Here is a 16,417-nt window from a genome sequence, read left to right as displayed (position 1 = left end):
GTGTTTTGACGATGCGCGGGTCACGCCTGACCACCTCGAGCAACACCTGTCGGGCGCGGTCGATCGATTCCTTGTACGCGATGCTGATCGGGACGTTGGCGCGGGTGACGGGGTTGGTGGTCTTGTTGGGGTGGCGCGGGTTGCCAGTACCCACGGGAAAACCGCTCATGGTGGCAGTGATTCAGGCCAATATTCCCCAAGCTGAACGGATTGCCTTGGGTCCTGAACGGGTGATGGCAATTTATACCCGGGCTTATCGGACCTTGGCGGCGCAAAAGCCGGATTTGATTATGACCCCAGAGGTGGCGGTGACGCTAGTTTGGGATGAACGCAACCAGCGTGATACGTCCCTGGGTCAGGCTCTCAGTCAACTCAAAGTCCCTTTACTGCTCGGGGCCTATGACCGCCGGGGCGACCAGTTTAGTAATAGTCTATTTGCCAGTGACGGCGGGGTTTACGACAAGGTGAACTTGGTACCGCTCAATGACACGATACCTTTCAAGTCGTTGCTGGGCTGGCTGGTGCAGCGGGTCTCACCTTTGGCGGGAGACCTCTACCCCGGTCGTTGGGACCAGACCTTGACCACGGCGCAGGGAGTAGTCGGGGCGGGGATTTGTTTTGATTCGCCCTTTGCCGAGGTCTTCCGGGGCCAGACGGCGCGGGGGGCACAGTGGTTGGTCACGGTCACCAATGACAGTTGGTTCGGTCCCGCCATGCCTCCCCAACGCCATGCCATTGAGACCTTGCGGGCGGTTGAGAATGCCCGTTGGTTGGTCCGTGCTTCTAATACTGGGTCTTCGGGGGCAATTGACCCGCTTGGACGGACGACCTTACTTACCCAGCGGGGTGAATTCCAATTGTCCACCGTGCCAATTACCCGTCAGACGCGACGCACGCCCTACACCGAGGGGGGCGGGAACTGGATCTGGTTGCTATGGGTCGGTTTGGGGGTAGTGGTCTGGCAGCGGTATTGGGGCTTAAAGAGGTCCTCCTAAATCCCCCTTTTTAAAAGGGATTTTAAGAACTACTTCAGCCCAGACGACTCAATTTGTGTAATTCTAAGTGAAAAACCCCAAGACTAATGCGTGTTGGGGTTTGCAGGGGGGAATCAAATCGCTCATGTATCCAGAATCCCCGATTTCCCGCCCCAGTGTATAAAGCCCTAGACCAAATTGAATAAAGACGTAATGAAGCCGCAAGGCGTTCACTCTACTCAAAAATTCCCCTTTAGGAGACGGCAAGAAAATAGTCCCACTGCACACTTATAGAAAACCTGTCGCACTACACTTGAGGAGTTAAGTGGGGGAAGACCCATGCGTAGATGGCTGGTAATTTTCCTGGGGTTACCTGTGCTGGCTCAGCCCACCGGGTATTTCGCGCAGTTTCCCCAGTTAGTCCGTTCAGCAACTAGTAATAACAGCAGTACGTTTGATTACGCCCGGTATACTTTTGAGTTGGCAGTCCCGGCGGGGAGTGGGTCGGCATTGGGCGGGGTGGTAATGGGGATTCCCCAGGGTTTGCGGGTGCCGGAGTCGGGGATGGTGAGTGCAGTAGTCGCGGGGCAAACCCTGGTGACTCAGGTTGCGGTGGTGGGGCGGGCAGTCACAGTCACCTTTCCCCAACCCGTCGCGCCCGGTCAGGGAGTAAGTCTACAGCTTTATCCGATGTCTAACCCGCGTCTGGGCGGGACCCATCTTTTTGAGATTGCGGTATTTCCAGCAGGTAATCCAACTGGACCGCAGTTTCTGGGGTTTGGGCGGCTGAGTTTTTTGCAGAAGGGCAGTCGTTAGTTCAACACTCCGTACTACTGAGGGCCAATCCGCCTTCGGAGGTCTCTTTGTATTTGTGGGACATATCTTCCCCAGTCGCCCGCATCACCCGGATTACGCGGTCTAGGGAAATTTTTTGGTGGGTATGATTACCGGAACAAGCTAGCAGATAGGCGTTGTAAGCTTTAATCGCGCCCATAGCATTGCGTTCAATGCAGGGAATCTGCACATAGCCACCGATGGGGTCACAGGTCATGCCCAAGTGATGCTCTAAGGCAATCTCTGCGGCTGCCTCAATGACCTCAATTCCGTAGCCCGCACTAGCACTCAAGAGGGCCGCACCCATGGCGGAGGCCGTCCCCACCTCGCCCATACAACCCATCTCGGCCCCGGAGATACTAGCATTGTGTTTGACTAAAAATCCCACTGCCGCCGCCGCCAATAAACCTACTCGTAGTTGGTCGGGAGTCGCCTGGACGTGGTGCTTGAGCCAATAACTAAGCCCCGGAATCACTCCTGAAGCCCCGGAAGTCGGCGCGGTAACGACCACTTGACCACTAGCATTCTCCTCGGAGGCGGCAATACTGTAAGCATTAAGGAAAATAAATAAGCTGTCGGGAGTCCCGGCGCGAGTTTGGGCTTGACGGTAGAGGGCGGGGGCCTTGCGTTGGAGTTGGATGAAGCCCGGTAGGATGCCTTCGCGGGTCAATCCCCGTTCTACGGCCCGGTGCATGAATCCGTAGATGTCATCAATTTTTTGCAGGATATCAACTCGGCTCCGTCCGGTTAGGGCGGTTTCGTTAGTTAGAATCAACTCTGCCGGGGTGCAGTCTGCTTGCGCTAGTTGTTGGCGCAGTCCGGTCATGGAGTGATAGGGAAATGGGGGAAGTGGCGGTGGGCTCGGAACTTCACCCTCGCGTTGAATAAACCCGCCGCCTACAGAATAATACTGCTCTTGGTGTTGAATCTGGGGACCGTCCCAGAGCTTGAAGATGAGGGTATTGCTGAAGGGGAATTCATGGTGACCACGCACAAAATGAACATCCTCCGCGCTAATAATTAGGGTCTGCTCGCCCAAGCGCACGGGATAAACCGTCTCATGTTCAAGGAGCATCAAAAATACATCTGGATCACAGGTCTCCGGGGTCCAGCTTAGTAAACCCGCCACTATCGCCCGGTCGGTACCGTGTCCCTTACCCGTCGCACTCAAAGAACCATAAAGTTCCACCGTGAGTCTGGTCCCGCTCAGTCCTTGGATACGCCCCAGAAAATCCCGTGCTGCCCGCATTGGCCCGATGGTATGGGAGCTAGAGGGTCCGGGTCCCACTTTGAAAAGGTCAAAAATTGAGGTGGTGATTGCGTCCATGGTGGTCTTAGATCTGGACTCTTCCACGCTAGCTTGTACCGAGAACACTTTCCACTCATGGTGTCAGTGCTGTCGGTGGTGTCTGCCCATTACTTTTCGCTACTAAAAGTTCAAACTCTCGTGCGTTTCTGAGCCGTTTACTTACAATCATTAGGCTTGAGAGCGGGTGGGCGCGATAGTCTGAGTCAATTCTGGACGAGTAAATCCGACTCCCCAAAACTCCCAATTTTTTAATATCTGGATCTGAATAACCTTGAAACCAACTCCAAAGTGCTTTATGACTACTTTGCTTGGGGTCCTGCCAGTTTAATAGCTGAGCCTTACTGAGTCCTAGATGGTAAACGTAATAATATATGCGCCCAAGGCAAGTCCGTCGGACGCTCTCTCGTGGATCATTACGTGATTCATGGGCGACGATTAGAAACTCACGCCAATCAAATTGCATCCCGCAGCTCGTAATCAAATACGAGAGTTCCACCCGAACGATGGCAATTGTCTAGCCACCATGCTTCGTGAAAAGAGTTTAATTTGTGTTCAGGTTCACCTTCAAAATTAGATGGTAATTGTACGGCTACCCTAAGCATATAATCTTCATCGGCTAACTGTACTCGAATTTGAATAATTCGGCTTGTTCCAAAAACGTCCTCAAGCGGCTTCACGGCTTCCATCAAAAGCTCGTAAAGATTTGGTTCCTCCTGAAGAATTTTGATAATAGTGTGATCACTATCCAAAATCAGATAATGCTGCTGCAAAGAATCTAGCTCAGATATCCAATTTCGTGCAAATCCCGCTTGCTTCTCAAGAAGGGGAGAGCTACACATAGCAAGTTTATGAAGGGGGAAGGGAAAGATGTTAATTACAGGTTTTTCCCGTGACGGGCGATATTGCGGAGTATCGAATGCTGTTGCAAGTTGGTTAACCATTAACTATCTCCTCAACTCCTAAAATTTTAAACACAGCCTCTTGGTCCCTTTGCACTTGAGCCAGAGCTTCGAATATTGGCGGATGACCGCTAAATTGTCGTGAAAATTTTAGAAAAATTCCATTGGCAAAAACCAAGGAAAAATCAAGTAGGAGATCGCCATCTTCCAATTTCAGATGATTACCGTATCTATCAGCCTTGCGTTGCGCTATGAGAGGTCTAAACGGTTCTGGAACAAATGGTTCTAGTATTTCTTCTCTAGATTTTACGAGTGGCTGTAGATGCATTGCTATCGTAGCCGTACACGCTCCTATTTTTGCAGCACTTCCTTCAAGTAGGGCCTGTTCAGCAGCAATCATTATCGGTTTATACTCATCTAAAACTCTCCAAGATACACTTTCTTTGACAAATTTATATCCTTCCGCCCCAACCTGGAAATTGACGTCATGTTCTGGAATACTAAAAATTATTCTACGGTCAGCAGGTTTGCCAAAAGTATGCGTATCTACATTGGCTAGACGTAAACCGTAAGGCAAGAGCGCGATCATGATTGCCTCAAAAGCTCTCTCTGCACCACTGCTAATAAAGTTGATATTAGGCACCTTAAACATTGCTTGGTACTCCAAGCTTGCCGCAGAGATTTTAACTAAATCAGGCATTTTTGTTTCCTCTTCATTATGATTATACGTCCTAATGTAGCAGGCCAACGTCAGTGCTGTTATTTTGATGCGTCTAATATCTCAATTGAGTATGTTTTACCAGGAGCGTTTACGGATTGAGGGGCGGTCAATCCGGGTGGCGTACCACTGGCAGAATCGCCCCGCCTCTAAGGGAATTTCACAGGCGGTATCGAGTAAGTGGGGGACCTCGGCTTGGGCTTGGACGGGGGTGAGGCCCTGTTCACGCGCTAGGACCCCGGCGAGATAGACCTTTAGTTCGTCCTCAGTCAGGAGTTGTTCCTCCCGGTCGGTTTCGAGGAGGACGTAGTATTGGTCGTCGTCGTTCATCCTTTGTTCTCCGTGGGGACGCGCTTACGTAAAAGGCTCGCCCGTCGGTTCGCCAGGGTGTGTTTGGGTTGGACTTGGAGAATTTTGTCGTAGCACTCTAGGGCCTGTTCGCTCTGGAATTTGCGCTCGTAGACGTGGGCTAGGTTGCTAAGGGCGGAGACGTAATCTTCCTTGTAGCGCACGGCATCGCGGTAGGAGCGCAGGGCCAACTCAATTTGTTTCTGTTGGTAGTAGGCATAGCCCAGGTTATTGTGAGCCTCGGCGTACTGGGGATTGAGGGCGAGGGCTTTCTTGAATTGGCGGATCGCTTCTTCGTAGAGTTTCTTTTCGAGGTAGGCACAGCCGAGTTCGTAGTGTTCCTCCGGGGTGCCCGTGCCCTTGGTCAGTTTGGGTTGCAGCCGCGAAATTAAGGTCTCATAGCTCCGGGTGCGGATGACTTGGTTGAAGACCTGCCATGCAATCCACACCAACAATAGAAACAAGGCGGCTAAGTAAACTAAGGCTCCGTTGCGGTCACCCATGGTCCACCACCGAGACAGTCACGGGTTCTTTCGGTTTAACGGGTTGGGGGAGGGGCCGTCGGACGGGCTGGAGATTTGCCACTAGCTCAGCTAGCGCGGGATCAAGACCAAAACAACACTCGCGCTCCATACAAAAGCTGCCACTCGTTCCATTCATCATGGCCTAGATCCCTTTAATCCGTGGGGTCATTGTTAGGATGGACCCACCGCCTGGATAATGCCTATGCCCGGACCCCGTTGGCCCTACGTCGTTATTGCCCTCTTACTGCTGTTGCCCGTCTTGGTGGTAGGTGGCCTCTTCCTAGCCCTGGGGAACCGAGAACCGGAAGTCGCCCAAGCTGCTCTCCTCGAACTCAACTTGAATTCAGACCTCCCGGAATTTGTCCCAGGCGGAGGTTCACCCCTAGATCTGTTGGCTGGAGACACGCCGTTAACGTTAAAAGATCAGCTTGATAATTTGAAAAAAGCGGCGGAAGATGACCGCATTAAGGGGGTTTTGGTCCGCTTGGATGACTATGGGGCAGGCTGGGCCAAGACCGAAGAGTTGCGCGACGCTCTGACCCTGTTCAAGCGCAGTGGGAAGTTTACGGTCGGCTATGCCCAGAGTCTTGATGAACGGGGCTATTACCTAGCCTTGGTCTTGGATGAACTCTACATGGTCCCCGAGGGCAGTTTTGAGATGAATGGGCTGGTCAGTCAGGCCGTCCATCTGCCGGGACTCCTGGAGCGACTGGGGATTGGCGTGCAGTATTTCGCGTTTGGTCAATATAAATCCCAGTCCGGGCAGAGCTTTGGTCTGAAGGCTTTCACGCCGCCCGTCAAGGAGATGATTAACTACAACCTGGATGGTCGCTACAACCGTTTCGTCAACGCCGTCGCCCAGGGTAAGAAGCTGACGATTCCTCAGGTCCGCCGATTGATTGATACCAACTTACCGACGACGGAATGGGCCTTGGCGAACAGGTTGATTACCGGGATTGCCTACGAAGACGAGTTACGCGACAAACTTAAAAAGAAACTCGGTCAGGAACCCGACGCGGATCTAGCTCAGGTCCAGGACGGGAGCTATCACACCTTGCCCCTGGGGAAGTTTGGCCTGAATGGGGGTGAGGACAAGATCGGCTTGGTCTATTCCGTGGGGCTGATTGTGCCGGGAGCGGGGGATGGCGCGAGTCCCTTGACGGGCGATACCACCCAGGGTTCTCAACCGATTGTGGATGCATTGCGTAAAGCGGGTGAGGACGACGAGATTAAAGCAGTGGTCTTCCGGGTAGATTCGCCCGGTGGGGCTGGGATTGGGCCGGATCTGGTGCGGCGGGAAGTGGAACGGCTCAAGGCCAAGAAACCCGTCATTGTCTCCATGTCAGATTCAGCGGCGAGTGGGGGTTACTGGGTCGCCATGGATGCGACAGCGATTGTCGCTCAGCCCTCGACCACAACCGGCTCGATTGGGGTCTTCAGTGTGATTCCCAACTTGCAACAGTTGAACCAGCGGTTAGACCTCACGCCTGAGGTTTTTAAGCGGGGAGCTAGGGCTGATGCGCTCTCGGGGACCCGACCGCTGGATGCCACGGAAGCCCGTCTCTACAACGAGCAACTCTACAAGTTTTATCGTCGGTTCGTGGACTTGGCTGCCAAGGGACGGGGGAAGACCGCTGCGGAGATGGAAGCGGTGGCCCAGGGGCGCAGTTGGCTGGGGGACCGGGCCTTGACCTTGGGGCTGGTGGACCGTCTGGGAGGGCTGGATACGGCGATTGGGCTCGCCCGTGAGAAAGCCAAAATCCCCAATGACCGCTCGGTGCAGGTGGTGGAGCTCCAGACCCCGAGTAATGTGTGGGATAACCTGGGTGGATTTTTCACCCGACTGCAACAAGCCCAGACCCGTCAGCTTGCCCGTGAACTACTAACGGCTAGTGGGACTGAGCCGCTCTTTCGGGGTTGGGGTGCGCTCACGCCGGAGTTGGTCCGCAAGCACCGTTACCTGACCATCGCGCTGCCCGAGGATGTGCACTAAATAATGTACGACTGTCTGGTTATTGGCAGTGGTCCGGCGGGGGGTGCGACCGCCTATCACCTCGCTAAGCGGGGGTGGCGTGTCCTCGTCTTGGACAAAGAGACTCTACCGCGCTATAAACCCTGCGGTGGCGGGGTACCTGCGGTCGTGCAGCAGTGGTTTGATTTCGACTTTGCCCCAGTCATCTCCGCTCAGGTGACCAAGATCCGCTACACCTGGCAGTTGGGGGATGAGGTCCTGGCGACCCTAGGGCCGAGGGCAGTGTGGATGGTGCGCCGCGACCAATTTGACCACTTCCTGCTCCAGCAAGCCCAACGGCAGGGGGCACAGTTCCAAGGCGGTGCGCCAGTGGTCCGCATTAAGGCACTGGATAACGGCTGGCAGGTCGAAACCGCTGACCAGCAATTCACCGCCCATTACCTCGTCGGGGCTGATGGCGCAAAAGGACCCACCGCCCGGTGGTTAGGACTAGAGCGCAAGATGGTCATCGGTGGGGCGATTGAAGTCGAGATCCCCGCGCCTGTCCCGCAACCTGAGACGGCCCATTTCGAGTTTGGATTGGTTTCAGCGGGCTATCTGTGGAATTTTCCCAAGGCCGATGGGCACTCGATTGGCGTGGGGACTTTTGGACGAAAAAAAGTAGACCTCAAGAAGCCTCTAGCTCAGTACGTCCAGAGTTTTGGGTTAATGCTAGAAGACATCCCGCTACATGGACATCCCCTCTTATTGTGGCAAGGTAATAGCCCACTCCATACCCACCACGCGCTCTTGGCGGGGGAGAGTGCAGGGATTGTGGACCCCTTCACCGCCGAAGGAATCCGGCCTGCCCTGCACACTGGAGTTCTGGCAGCCCAAGCGATTGACCGTGCCTTGGCTGGAGACCAACAAGCTCTCAGAGACTACACAACTCAAGTCCACCAGTATTGGGGGGAGGACCTCAAGTGGGCGAGTCGCCTCGCCCAAGTCTTCTACCGGGTGACTGAACTCGCCTATCGTCTGGGGGTAAAACGCCCGGGGAGTACCCAGCGTATGGGTCAATTACTGAGTGGAGAAATCTGCTACCGTGCAGTCGCTGAACGTGCCCTCACCCGCCTGAATCCCCTTAACCTTTAAGGGACTTCAAATCGTCGGGGTTGACTAAATGGCACCGGGCGTAACCATCGCTATGAGCATCGGAGCAAATACGTGCCCAGCCACTCGGGGTCTCTTCAACTAAAAAGAAGGTCTCTTCCGCAATAAAGAAGCCCTGATGATTGCGGGTCTCCGGCTGGACTTGGACGAGGTGATGTGGGTTTTGCATGAGGGCGGTCCGGGTGGTAGTGACTTATACAGTAACCCTTGATTTTCGCTCTGGTGATTGCGAATCGTGACACTTTACCAGCCCCTCTGCAACAATCCTTCATGTCCTGGCAGTGATTCCCTAGTCAACAACATCTGTGAAAGGTAGGGCAACCAGCGTAGCATTGCTGAAATTTTCACCAACTTTCACCTGAACTATCTCCCCAGCCCCGGCCTGTTGCCAGCGAATCCGCGCTAGACCAACCACGCCCTTTGTTACGGACTCCCCGCAACTCGTTAAGCTGCCTATACTTTCTCCGTCTTTTTGTAAAGGGGTGGGCAGTTCACTTAACAACTCTTTAAGCTTTACCCCTAAAAGTTGATGGGGTGGGTGGCCCACGAAGGTTAAACGGGAGATGACTTCCTGTCCGGTGTAGCAACCCTTGTCATGGTCAAAGGCTTGGTCCCAGTTCAACCCGAGCGGGACGACTTGGGCATCCAACTCCTGGCCCCAGGCGGGTACACCCTGGAGGATACGGTGAGTTTCGGCCTGTTGGGGGGTCAGCGCGACTAAGCCCGCTTCTTGCCACGAGTCACTTAAATCCGTTTCATTGAGATGCCAATACACTAAATCCGTCTGTTGTGCCCACAGTCCCGGCACTGGGGTCGGGATGGGCTCAGTCACGCCGACCAGTTGCCAGAGTCGGCCCGCCGTCGGGCTAACCACCACATCTTCACTAAAGACGTAGCGTTCGAGGCGCATCCCCAGTTCATCCAAACACGCAGCGGGGGTTTGCAGCAAAAATTCTTCATCGGGCAACCCCCAGCACCACAGGGGCGCAATCAGTCTACCGAGGGCGTTGAGCAAGCCACCGGGGATAGTTTGGTGGACGGCGAGGTCTTTGATGTTGCAAGAGAGCAGCCGGTGTAAATAGTCGCGGCTATCGCGGCCCGTGACCCGCAAAAACCCAACCTCAGGCGTAAACCAACCTTTCATCCGGGGTCCTCTAATGATCCTTCTTTATTGTGGTGGGTGCTGAGGGTTAGCTGATAAATGTGATTACGTGAAATCCCGGTCTGTTGGGCGACCAGCCGACTCGCCGCCGAGGGTGAGAGGCCCCGCGCCAATAGTTCCGCCAGCCGTGCCTGTAAAAAAGCATCGTCTACCGTTTCTACCGCCACCGCACGCCCCTGGACCACCAACGTGAATTCGCCCCGGGGTTGTGGGAAATCTACTAAAGCTTGCGCTAGAGTTCCCCGCCAGACCTGGGCATGGAGTTTCGTCAGTTCTCGTGCCAAAACTAGTTCGCGGTCTGTGCCTAGCCAATGGATTAAGTCTTGGAGGGTCTGACGCAGGTGGTGGGGACCTTCATAAAAAATTAGGGTCCGCGTCTCGTGTTGACATTGAGCCAGCCGCTCCTGCCGCTCTCGTCCTCGCGCCGGCAGAAAGCCTTCAAACACAAACCGCCCCGTCTCCAACCCCGAACTAACCAGAGCCGTGATACAAGCGCAAGCTCCCGGTAACACTTCCAGCACCACCCCCCGTTCCCAACATCCTTGGACCAAAGCCCGCCCTGGGTCGGAGATCCCTGGCGTGCCCGCATCGCTCACCAAAGCCAGCCGACTCCCGGCTGTCAGGAGGCCTAGAAGTTCTGCCAGCCGTTGGGGGGGGCTGTGTTCGTGGTAGCTAGTTAAGGGCTTGTGGATGTCGTAATGCTGTAACAGTTTGAGCGTATGACGGGTATCCTCTGCCACGATCCGGTCTACGCTCTGGAGGACCCTGAGGGCCCGGAAGGTCAGGTCTTCCAGGTTGCCGATGGGGGTAGGGACGATATAGAGCAGGGGTTCCATGGTTCTAGGTTAGCCTGTGAGGTTTACAAGATTGCCGTAGCTTCTGCAAGAGTTCCACGAGGCTTGTAGGCATCTCCTAACAACTAACAAACCTAATAGCCAACATCCCCAACAGCCGACGAGGACAGGAACCTAAGGTTCTGCCCCCGCGCTCCCGCCGACCCGTGAGGGCCGCGCACGGCCCCCACGGGCAACTAAAGCTCTCCACGAGAGCGGGAGAGGAGCTTATCCGGTTCAATTGCTATTTAAATGGTTCAACTCTCAATTGCACCCCGCCCTCTGGCCGACTCTTTGCCTGCTCTCTTTTGCCTTGGTCCCCCACCATGTGGGGCGGAGGGGCAGTTTTCGTTCAATTGTTGCGCTAAAGTCACATAGGTACAATCTTGCGCTGTAAAGCAAGTCATCACTTTTTGGACATCCCATGTTGCAACCGCAAACCTTAGTATTGATCGGACTCTCGGGCAGTGGGCGCAGTACGGTCCTCAACATTCTGGAAGACCTGGGCTATTTTGTGATGGATAATTTCCTCCCGGCTCTGGTCCCGGCTTTTTTACAACTACCCCGCCCCCAGCCTTTACTCGCGCTGGAGATGGCCCCGTCCGTGGGGGAGGCCCCGACCTTTGTGGCGAAAGTTGAGCAAGCTCTCGGTCAGCTTAAGGATGCGGGTCATGAGCCCCGACTCATCTTTATTGAGTGCGATACCCCGGCTCTGTTGGCTCGCTACGCCCTGACTCGCCGTCCCCATCCCTTGATGACTGCGGCGGCGGACTTGGCGGCGGCGATTGAACAGGAACGTGCTCATCTTGCGCCCCTGCGCCCCTGGGCTTGGGCGGTCCTCGATACTTCTCAAGTTAGTGTCAAGCACTTACGCACGGAAGTAGAGAGCTTGGTGGCGGGACGGGTGCCGCCGATGACTGTGGTTTTGACGAGCTTTGGCTACAAATATGGCGTGCCCCCGGAGGCTAACTTGCTATTTGATATCCGCTTTTTAGCCAATCCCTATTACGAACCCCGACTGCGGGAACTGACAGGTATGAACACCGAAGTGGTAGATTATGTATTTGGTTTCCGTGAAGCTCAGCTTACTTATGGTCGGGTTCATGAAACTATCGCGTTTTTCTTGAGTCAATATCGTCAGGAACGTCGGGGACAGGTCAGTGTTGCCGTTGGTTGTACGGGTGGACAACACCGCTCGGTCGCTTTTGTGGAGCGGCTGGCCCAACACCTCACCCCGGACCCTGAGCAATGGCGCATCCGCGTCACCCACCGCGAACAGGACATGAGGAGTCGGCATGGTCAGCCTTAAAGAACGTACGCGGCGGATGGGGATTTGGCTACTACCGGGGTTACAAGTCAAACGCTGGTTGAGTCTGGTGCTAGTGGGCATGGCGATGATCACCATGGGACTGGCGATCTGGATTGACCTGCGGCCCATTTTCCGTACTGGGCAACTTCTCGAAGGGGCGATCACCACCGTGGCGCGGGCCATCCCCAACGATACCAGTGGTCCTCTAGTCCTCGTGGTCGGCTTGACCTTTATTGTCTGGGGACTGCGCGGGGCCTTGACCTCGATTACCGAAGTACTGGTCCCCGATGGCGAAGCTCCAGATCTCGCTAACCGTCTACTCACCCACCGTCGTCTCAACCGGGGCGCGAAGATTGTGGCGATTGGCGGCGGGACTGGGCTCTCGACCTTACTGCGGGGCCTCAAGCATTACAGCAATAACATCACGGCTGTGGTCACGGTCGCCGATGATGGCGGCTCCTCAGGCCGCTTGCGTCGGGAATTTGGGGCCTTACCGCCCGGAGATTTACGCAACTGTCTGGCAGCCTTGGCAGACGAAGAAAAATTATTGACCGAACTTTTTAAGTACCGTTTCCCGGACCGTCCTGCTGAAAGCGAGAGTAGTCTGGGTGGGCACAGTTTCGGGAATTTATTTTTGACCGTGATGGCTGAAATTTCTGGCGGTTGGGAGAAGGGGCTGGCTGCTGCTTCTCAGGTCCTAGCCGTCCGGGGCCGGGTTTTACCCGCCACCCTAGAGAACGTAACCCTCTGGGCTGAACTGGAAGACGGGACCCGCATTGACGGCGAATCGCAGATCCCCGAATCGGGCTGCAAAATCCGTCGGGTCGGTTGTCTACCCGCCGCCCCCAAGGCCCTGCCCCGCGTCCTGGAAGCTATGGCTGAGGCCGAGCTAATCTTAATTGCTCCCGGCTCGCTCTACACCAGCATCATCCCCAACCTCCTCGTCCCCGAAATTGCTGATGCACTGCAAAAAAGTACGGCCCCCATCGTCTATGTCTCAAACTTAGTTGCTCAAAAAGGCGAGACCGAAGGTTTAAGCGTGAGCGACCATATCAAAGCCATGGAAGCGGTGGTGGGCGGACCCTTTATCCAAACTGTCTTAGTCCAAAAAGAGACCCCAGGGGTGAATCTCATCCCGGTGGACCGTGAGATTCTCGCCTTCATGGGACTCCAAGTCGTCGGAGCCGATGTGATTGAGCGGGTCGGGACCACGGGCGTGCGCCACCATTCACGCCGTCTCGCACGGGTCCTGATGCATTGGTACGGGCGGAAACTCCAGCAGTTGCGTCGGGCCTCTTAGGTGTACCATTGTCCCCACTGTCAGCAGGCCTTCCTGACGAGCTTCAGCCCCTGTCCTGGTTGTGCTAGCCAGCAGACCAAGCGCGGACGGAGCCAGCGTGCCCGTGAACGACGCGTTAACTATGACCCAGTGGGCCAGATTGACCCGGATGAGTTTTGGCAAGTCTGGCGACTGTACCCGGTCTGTCCTTGCTGTGGCGGGGCTTGGGGCGGGCGCGACACGATTAGCCTGGATCACATCGTGCCCCTATCGCGCGGCGGTCCCAACACCGGGGAGAACGTCCAGCCCCTCTGTCTGCCCTGCAACCTCTGGAAAAGCGACCACATTATTTACTTTGCCCGTGCCTTCGTCGGGCGGGTCGCCTCCGTTCCCCCCTCGCTCTGGTCCTACCTCCCGCCGCCTTCTCGTCCCACGGCCCAACTAGACCTCCTGACCGTACCCGTGGACGTAGCAGCCCGCTATCCCCGGGCCACCGCCCACCAACTCGAACAGGCGACGCTCACCTTGACCCGGGAGCAGTCAAAATCCGGGCAAGTATTCCAGGTCTAATCCTGCTACCGCTTGCGCTAAACTCACCGCTGTCCAATCTACTAAATAAGGTAGACACCCCAACACCGGGAGCCGACATAAATTCTCAATCAACCCGACGGGTGCCCAATCCGCTGCCATCGCTGCGGAAACAGGCTGAGTTTGGTTCAAGACAATCCCCGCCACGCTCAACCCCAGGGCACGGGCGTAATGACTATTGACCACTAGTTGTGCCACGACTCCCAGCCGCACCGGAGCGACTAGAACCACCGGGACCCGCCAATCCCGCGCTAAATCCCCCACGGTATAGTCTGCCGTCAAAGGACAACCCAGCCCGCCCACGCCTTCCAGGAAAACCTGTTCGCGCTCCTGGGATAGCTGTTGATAGCCCTGCCAAACCCGGCCCAAGTCCACCACGGTTCCCGCCTGAGCCGCCGCTAAGGGCGGAGCTAGGGGAGCTTCAAAAACCAGGGGACAAAGAGCCGTCGTTTGGTTTAGGGTCAAGAGCCGCTGGTAGGTCTCGATGTCTTCCACACCACAGGCCAGCAGTTTCATCAAGCCCACCGTCGGCTTACGGTACTGTTGCCAGTAGCTCACCAAGCCCAGGGTCAAGGCTGTCTTCCCGACCCCCGTATCCGTACCGACAATCAGTAGGGTGGGCACTAGTTGGTGGCAATCCCGGCGGTGGCAAGTTTATTTGCACTCACCCAGAGCGTTCCATCTAGGGCAGTTTTCTCGATGCGGTCAGCGAGGAGTAGAGCTTTGAGGGCCTGTTCTCCGCCCACAGAGGGCTTAATTCCGCCGCGCACACATTGGATGAAGTGGTCGAGTTCGGCGTGGAGCGGTTCGATATTGCTGGTGTAGACCTTCTCAATCAGCCCGTCCTGCCGATAGAGGACTTGACCGTAATCCGTTAAGTAGTTAGAAGTAGTCTGGCGATGGATTGAGATGTCGTTATTTAAGAAGTCCGCCTCGACTAAGGAATCTTTGCAGTGGGCGGCGATACGGCGGATTTTGCGATGAGTGACTTTGCTTGCCGTCAAGGTCGAGACTAGCCCGTTCTCAAAGACGAGATTAGCCGTCACGTAGTCCAGGTAGCCAGAGTTTGCCGCATTCCCCGAAGCGGTCATCTTGACGACTTGATAGGGGATGAGTTCGAGAATCAGGTCAATATCATGAATCATCAGGTCAAAAACTACAGAGACATCGTTGGCGCGGCTGGAATAGGGACTCAACCGATGGGCCTCCAGTGCCAGTAACTCTTCACGCTTCAGTACATTAGTCAGTTCTCGAAAGGCGGGATTGAACCGTTCGATATGGCCCACTTGGAGAATGCGGTTATACTCAGCGGCAGCGTTGACCAAGATCTCGGCCTCAGCAATACTCGCAGCTATCGGTTTCTCAATCAGGGTATGAACCCCCGCCCGCAGACAGTCTAGCCCCACGGAGCAATGCAAACGGGTCGGGACGGCGATGCAGACAGCCTCGACGTGTTCGAGAAGTTCACGGTAATCTTCGTAAAAGTGGACCCGGTACTGGCTGGCAATGTGGAGGCCCCGCTCCCTATTCACATCCGCCACCCCGACGAGTTGGACATCTTTGAGTAGACTCAAGACGCGGGTATGGTGTTGCCCCATGTGCCCCACGCCGATGACACCGACAGGGATTGGCTTATTCGGCGAGCGGTCGAGCATTGGGTTGGACATAATGTGAAGGCAGTGTTAAAAAGGGCACATAAATCCTACCATACCTGCTTAGACCACCATGCCCCACGCCCCCAAAAAAGCTGACTTACCCACCAAAATGTGTCCAATCTGTCAACGACCCTTCACTTGGCGCAAGAAATGGGAGCGGTGCTGGGATGAGGTGAAATATTGTTCAGAACGCTGCCGCCGTCGCGCTTAACTCCGCTTACCCTTGGTTTTTTCGAGGACTTCAAGGTCTTTGGGTTTAAAACTCACTAACTTAATCCAGTTGCCGCCCGTGAAAATAACCGCCACCATGCCATCAATTAATTTCTGGACTTGACCCTCGAAACCATAATAAATATCGTCCGGGTTAATCACTTTGACGGGCATACCGGGGCGAATCGGGCTCATGACTCTGACGGTGAAGGTCATTACGAGGGTAGCACGGGGGGACCAAGGCTAGTACCCTGAAAGAAATGGCAGGGGAGCCGATGGAGCTATGGCAATGGCAGTTAGGCGGGGGTGCCCTCGCTGGGTTAGCCGTGGCCTACACCCTCAAAAAAGCCACTAAACTCGCCCTTTTGCTGTTGGGTCTGGTTATTTTGTTGTTGTTTGGGCTGACGCGGTTGGGTATAGTCACGGTCCAGTGGTCCGCTCTCACAGCGGGATTGGAGCTGGGTAGCCAGTCACTTGTCCAATGGGCGACGACGTTAGTTCAGGAATTGGGCGCGAGTATGGTCGGCTTCGGGGGCGGGGTCGTGTTGGGTCTGAAGTTGCGCTAGGCCAGGGCCGCGCTCAGGAGTGTTTCAACGTAGGTGAGGGCTTCCGGGAGATGTTCGCTAGCAAGACCGCCCGCTTGGGCGAGGT

At 55.4% G+C, this 16,417-nt stretch carries 21 protein-coding genes; 9 read left to right on the top strand and 12 right to left on the bottom strand.

The window, feature by feature from the left end:
- Positions 1-995: apolipoprotein N-acyltransferase (gene lnt / locus HFM78_RS13480; RefSeq protein WP_287129967.1), on the top strand; the 995-nt coding region annotated here is incomplete at its 5' end.
- Positions 996-1,313: 318 nt separating this feature from the next.
- Positions 1,314-1,790: a DUF2808 domain-containing protein gene (locus HFM78_RS13475; RefSeq protein ID WP_287129966.1), complete on the top strand. Its 477-nt coding sequence runs from the start codon at positions 1,314-1,316 to the stop codon at positions 1,788-1,790.
- 1 nt (position 1,791) lies between these two features.
- On the opposite strand, the gene HFM78_RS13470 is transcribed toward HFM78_RS13475, so the two are convergent.
- The 6 genes from HFM78_RS13470 to HFM78_RS13445 form a co-directional block, all read right to left on the bottom strand.
- A complete protein-coding gene (locus HFM78_RS13470) occupies positions 1,792-3,135 on the bottom strand; it encodes an L-serine ammonia-lyase (RefSeq protein ID WP_287129965.1) in 1,344 nt (447 codons plus the stop codon).
- Positions 3,136-3,569: 434 nt separating this feature from the next.
- Positions 3,570-4,058 carry a hypothetical protein gene (locus HFM78_RS13465; RefSeq protein ID WP_287129964.1) on the bottom strand — a complete coding sequence of 163 codons (489 nt, stop codon included), beginning with the start codon at positions 4,056-4,058 and terminating at the stop codon, positions 3,570-3,572.
- Positions 4,051-4,716 carry a hypothetical protein gene (locus HFM78_RS13460; protein ID WP_287129963.1) on the bottom strand — a complete coding sequence of 222 codons (666 nt, stop codon included), beginning with the start codon at positions 4,714-4,716 and terminating at the stop codon, positions 4,051-4,053. Before HFM78_RS13460 ends, HFM78_RS13465 begins: the two co-directional genes overlap by 8 nt.
- Positions 4,717-4,812: 96 nt before the next feature.
- Positions 4,813-5,064 carry a chlororespiratory reduction protein 7 gene (locus tag HFM78_RS13455; RefSeq protein ID WP_287129962.1) on the bottom strand — a complete coding sequence of 84 codons (252 nt, stop codon included), beginning with the start codon at positions 5,062-5,064 and terminating at the stop codon, positions 4,813-4,815.
- Positions 5,061-5,585: a tetratricopeptide repeat protein gene (locus tag HFM78_RS13450; RefSeq protein WP_287129961.1), complete on the bottom strand. Its 525-nt coding sequence runs from the start codon at positions 5,583-5,585 to the stop codon at positions 5,061-5,063. The genes HFM78_RS13455 and HFM78_RS13450 overlap by 4 nt, the downstream gene beginning before the upstream one ends.
- Positions 5,578-5,745 (bottom strand): hypothetical protein, encoded by a 168-nt coding sequence (locus HFM78_RS13445; RefSeq protein ID WP_287129960.1) that lies wholly within the window; start codon positions 5,743-5,745, stop codon positions 5,578-5,580. The genes HFM78_RS13450 and HFM78_RS13445 overlap by 8 nt, the downstream gene beginning before the upstream one ends.
- A gap of 63 nt (positions 5,746-5,808) precedes the next feature.
- On the opposite strand from HFM78_RS13445, the gene sppA reads away from it, so the two are divergent.
- Positions 5,809-7,599, top strand: coding sequence for a signal peptide peptidase SppA (gene sppA, locus HFM78_RS13440; protein WP_287129959.1), 1,791 nt, complete (start codon positions 5,809-5,811; stop codon positions 7,597-7,599).
- Between the two features lie 3 nt (positions 7,600-7,602).
- On the top strand, positions 7,603-8,712 hold the full coding sequence (locus HFM78_RS13435; protein ID WP_287129958.1) for a geranylgeranyl reductase family protein: 1,110 nt from the start codon (positions 7,603-7,605) through the stop codon (positions 8,710-8,712).
- Here HFM78_RS13435 and HFM78_RS13430 read toward each other — a convergent pair.
- The 3 genes from HFM78_RS13430 to rsmI form a co-directional block, all read right to left on the bottom strand.
- Complete coding sequence (locus HFM78_RS13430) at positions 8,702-8,899, bottom strand: hypothetical protein (protein WP_287129957.1); 198 nt, start codon at positions 8,897-8,899, stop codon at positions 8,702-8,704. The two genes, HFM78_RS13435 and HFM78_RS13430, sit on opposite strands and share 11 nt — an antisense overlap.
- Positions 8,900-9,019: 120 nt before the next feature.
- Complete coding sequence (locus HFM78_RS13425) at positions 9,020-9,874, bottom strand: folate-binding protein YgfZ (protein ID WP_287129956.1); 855 nt, start codon at positions 9,872-9,874, stop codon at positions 9,020-9,022.
- Positions 9,871-10,728, bottom strand: coding sequence for a 16S rRNA (cytidine(1402)-2'-O)-methyltransferase (rsmI, locus tag HFM78_RS13420; protein ID WP_287129955.1), 858 nt, complete (start codon positions 10,726-10,728; stop codon positions 9,871-9,873). The genes HFM78_RS13425 and rsmI overlap by 4 nt, the downstream gene beginning before the upstream one ends.
- Positions 10,729-11,149: 421 nt before the next feature.
- On the opposite strand from rsmI, the gene rapZ reads away from it, so the two are divergent.
- From rapZ to HFM78_RS13405, 3 genes are read left to right on the top strand one after another with little or no spacing between them, the layout of a single operon-like run.
- Positions 11,150-12,034 (top strand): RNase adapter RapZ, encoded by an 885-nt coding sequence (gene rapZ / locus HFM78_RS13415; protein ID WP_287129954.1) that lies wholly within the window; start codon positions 11,150-11,152, stop codon positions 12,032-12,034.
- Positions 12,021-13,334 (top strand): gluconeogenesis factor YvcK family protein, encoded by a 1,314-nt coding sequence (gene yvcK / locus HFM78_RS13410; RefSeq protein WP_287129953.1) that lies wholly within the window; start codon positions 12,021-12,023, stop codon positions 13,332-13,334. Before rapZ ends, yvcK begins: the two co-directional genes overlap by 14 nt.
- Positions 13,335-13,883, top strand: coding sequence for an HNH endonuclease signature motif containing protein (locus HFM78_RS13405; RefSeq protein ID WP_287129952.1), 549 nt, complete (start codon positions 13,335-13,337; stop codon positions 13,881-13,883).
- On the opposite strand, the gene bioD is transcribed toward HFM78_RS13405, so the two are convergent.
- Together bioD and HFM78_RS13395 are read right to left on the bottom strand one after the other, a co-directional pair.
- Positions 13,854-14,525, bottom strand: coding sequence for a dethiobiotin synthase (gene bioD / locus HFM78_RS13400; RefSeq protein ID WP_287129951.1), 672 nt, complete (start codon positions 14,523-14,525; stop codon positions 13,854-13,856). The two genes, HFM78_RS13405 and bioD, sit on opposite strands and share 30 nt — an antisense overlap.
- Positions 14,525-15,568, bottom strand: a complete 1,044-nt coding sequence (locus HFM78_RS13395; protein ID WP_287129950.1) for a Gfo/Idh/MocA family protein — start codon at positions 15,566-15,568, stop codon at positions 14,525-14,527. Before HFM78_RS13395 ends, bioD begins: the two co-directional genes overlap by 1 nt.
- Before the next feature lie 58 nt (positions 15,569-15,626).
- On the opposite strand from HFM78_RS13395, the gene HFM78_RS13390 reads away from it, so the two are divergent.
- A complete protein-coding gene (locus HFM78_RS13390; protein WP_287129949.1) occupies positions 15,627-15,767 on the top strand; it encodes a DUF2256 domain-containing protein in 141 nt (46 codons plus the stop codon).
- Here the strand turns inward: HFM78_RS13390 and HFM78_RS13385 are convergent.
- The gene (locus tag HFM78_RS13385; protein WP_287129948.1) at positions 15,764-15,961 is read right to left on the bottom strand and encodes an NAD(P)H dehydrogenase subunit NdhS; all 198 of its coding nucleotides are present in this window, start codon (positions 15,959-15,961) and stop codon (positions 15,764-15,766) included. The genes HFM78_RS13390 and HFM78_RS13385 overlap by 4 nt on opposite strands.
- Before the next feature lie 80 nt (positions 15,962-16,041).
- Here HFM78_RS13385 and HFM78_RS13380 point away from each other — a divergent pair, with 80 nt between their 5' ends.
- Positions 16,042-16,332 (top strand): FUN14 domain-containing protein, encoded by a 291-nt coding sequence (locus HFM78_RS13380; protein ID WP_287129947.1) that lies wholly within the window; start codon positions 16,042-16,044, stop codon positions 16,330-16,332.
- The last annotated feature ends 85 nt before the right edge of the window (positions 16,333-16,417 follow it).

Source organism: Candidatus Cyanaurora vandensis (assembly GCF_013285555.1).
Lineage (GTDB): Bacteria > Cyanobacteriota > Cyanobacteriia > Gloeobacterales > Anthocerotibacteraceae > Cyanaurora > Cyanaurora vandensis.
This window is presented reverse-complemented; position numbering and strand designations above follow the sequence as displayed.

What these genes read in the sequence shown, in the direction of transcription:
- HFM78_RS13475 (WP_287129966.1), top strand. Translation starts at nt 1,314, where the DNA reads ATGCGTAGATGGCTGGTAATTTTCCTGGGGTTACCTGTGCTGGCTCAG.
- HFM78_RS13470 (WP_287129965.1), bottom strand. Translation starts at nt 3,135, where the DNA reads ATGGACGCAATCACCACCTCAATTTTTGACCTTTTCAAAGTGGGACCC.
- HFM78_RS13465 (WP_287129964.1), bottom strand. Translation starts at nt 4,058, where the DNA reads ATGGTTAACCAACTTGCAACAGCATTCGATACTCCGCAATATCGCCCG.
- HFM78_RS13460 (WP_287129963.1), bottom strand. Translation starts at nt 4,716, where the DNA reads ATGCCTGATTTAGTTAAAATCTCTGCGGCAAGCTTGGAGTACCAAGCA.
- HFM78_RS13455 (WP_287129962.1), bottom strand. Translation starts at nt 5,064, where the DNA reads ATGAACGACGACGACCAATACTACGTCCTCCTCGAAACCGACCGGGAG.
- HFM78_RS13450 (WP_287129961.1), bottom strand. Translation starts at nt 5,585, where the DNA reads ATGGGTGACCGCAACGGAGCCTTAGTTTACTTAGCCGCCTTGTTTCTA.
- HFM78_RS13445 (WP_287129960.1), bottom strand. Translation starts at nt 5,745, where the DNA reads ATGATGAATGGAACGAGTGGCAGCTTTTGTATGGAGCGCGAGTGTTGT.
- sppA (WP_287129959.1), top strand. Translation starts at nt 5,809, where the DNA reads ATGCCCGGACCCCGTTGGCCCTACGTCGTTATTGCCCTCTTACTGCTG.
- HFM78_RS13435 (WP_287129958.1), top strand. Translation starts at nt 7,603, where the DNA reads ATGTACGACTGTCTGGTTATTGGCAGTGGTCCGGCGGGGGGTGCGACC.
- HFM78_RS13430 (WP_287129957.1), bottom strand. Translation starts at nt 8,899, where the DNA reads ATGCAAAACCCACATCACCTCGTCCAAGTCCAGCCGGAGACCCGCAAT.
- HFM78_RS13425 (WP_287129956.1), bottom strand. Translation starts at nt 9,874, where the DNA reads ATGAAAGGTTGGTTTACGCCTGAGGTTGGGTTTTTGCGGGTCACGGGC.
- rsmI (WP_287129955.1), bottom strand. Translation starts at nt 10,728, where the DNA reads ATGGAACCCCTGCTCTATATCGTCCCTACCCCCATCGGCAACCTGGAA.
- rapZ (WP_287129954.1), top strand. Translation starts at nt 11,150, where the DNA reads ATGTTGCAACCGCAAACCTTAGTATTGATCGGACTCTCGGGCAGTGGG.
- yvcK (WP_287129953.1), top strand. Translation starts at nt 12,021, where the DNA reads ATGGTCAGCCTTAAAGAACGTACGCGGCGGATGGGGATTTGGCTACTA.
- HFM78_RS13395 (WP_287129950.1), bottom strand. Translation starts at nt 15,568, where the DNA reads ATGTCCAACCCAATGCTCGACCGCTCGCCGAATAAGCCAATCCCTGTC.
- HFM78_RS13390 (WP_287129949.1), top strand. Translation starts at nt 15,627, where the DNA reads ATGCCCCACGCCCCCAAAAAAGCTGACTTACCCACCAAAATGTGTCCA.
- HFM78_RS13385 (WP_287129948.1), bottom strand. Translation starts at nt 15,961, where the DNA reads ATGAGCCCGATTCGCCCCGGTATGCCCGTCAAAGTGATTAACCCGGAC.
- HFM78_RS13380 (WP_287129947.1), top strand. Translation starts at nt 16,042, where the DNA reads ATGGAGCTATGGCAATGGCAGTTAGGCGGGGGTGCCCTCGCTGGGTTA.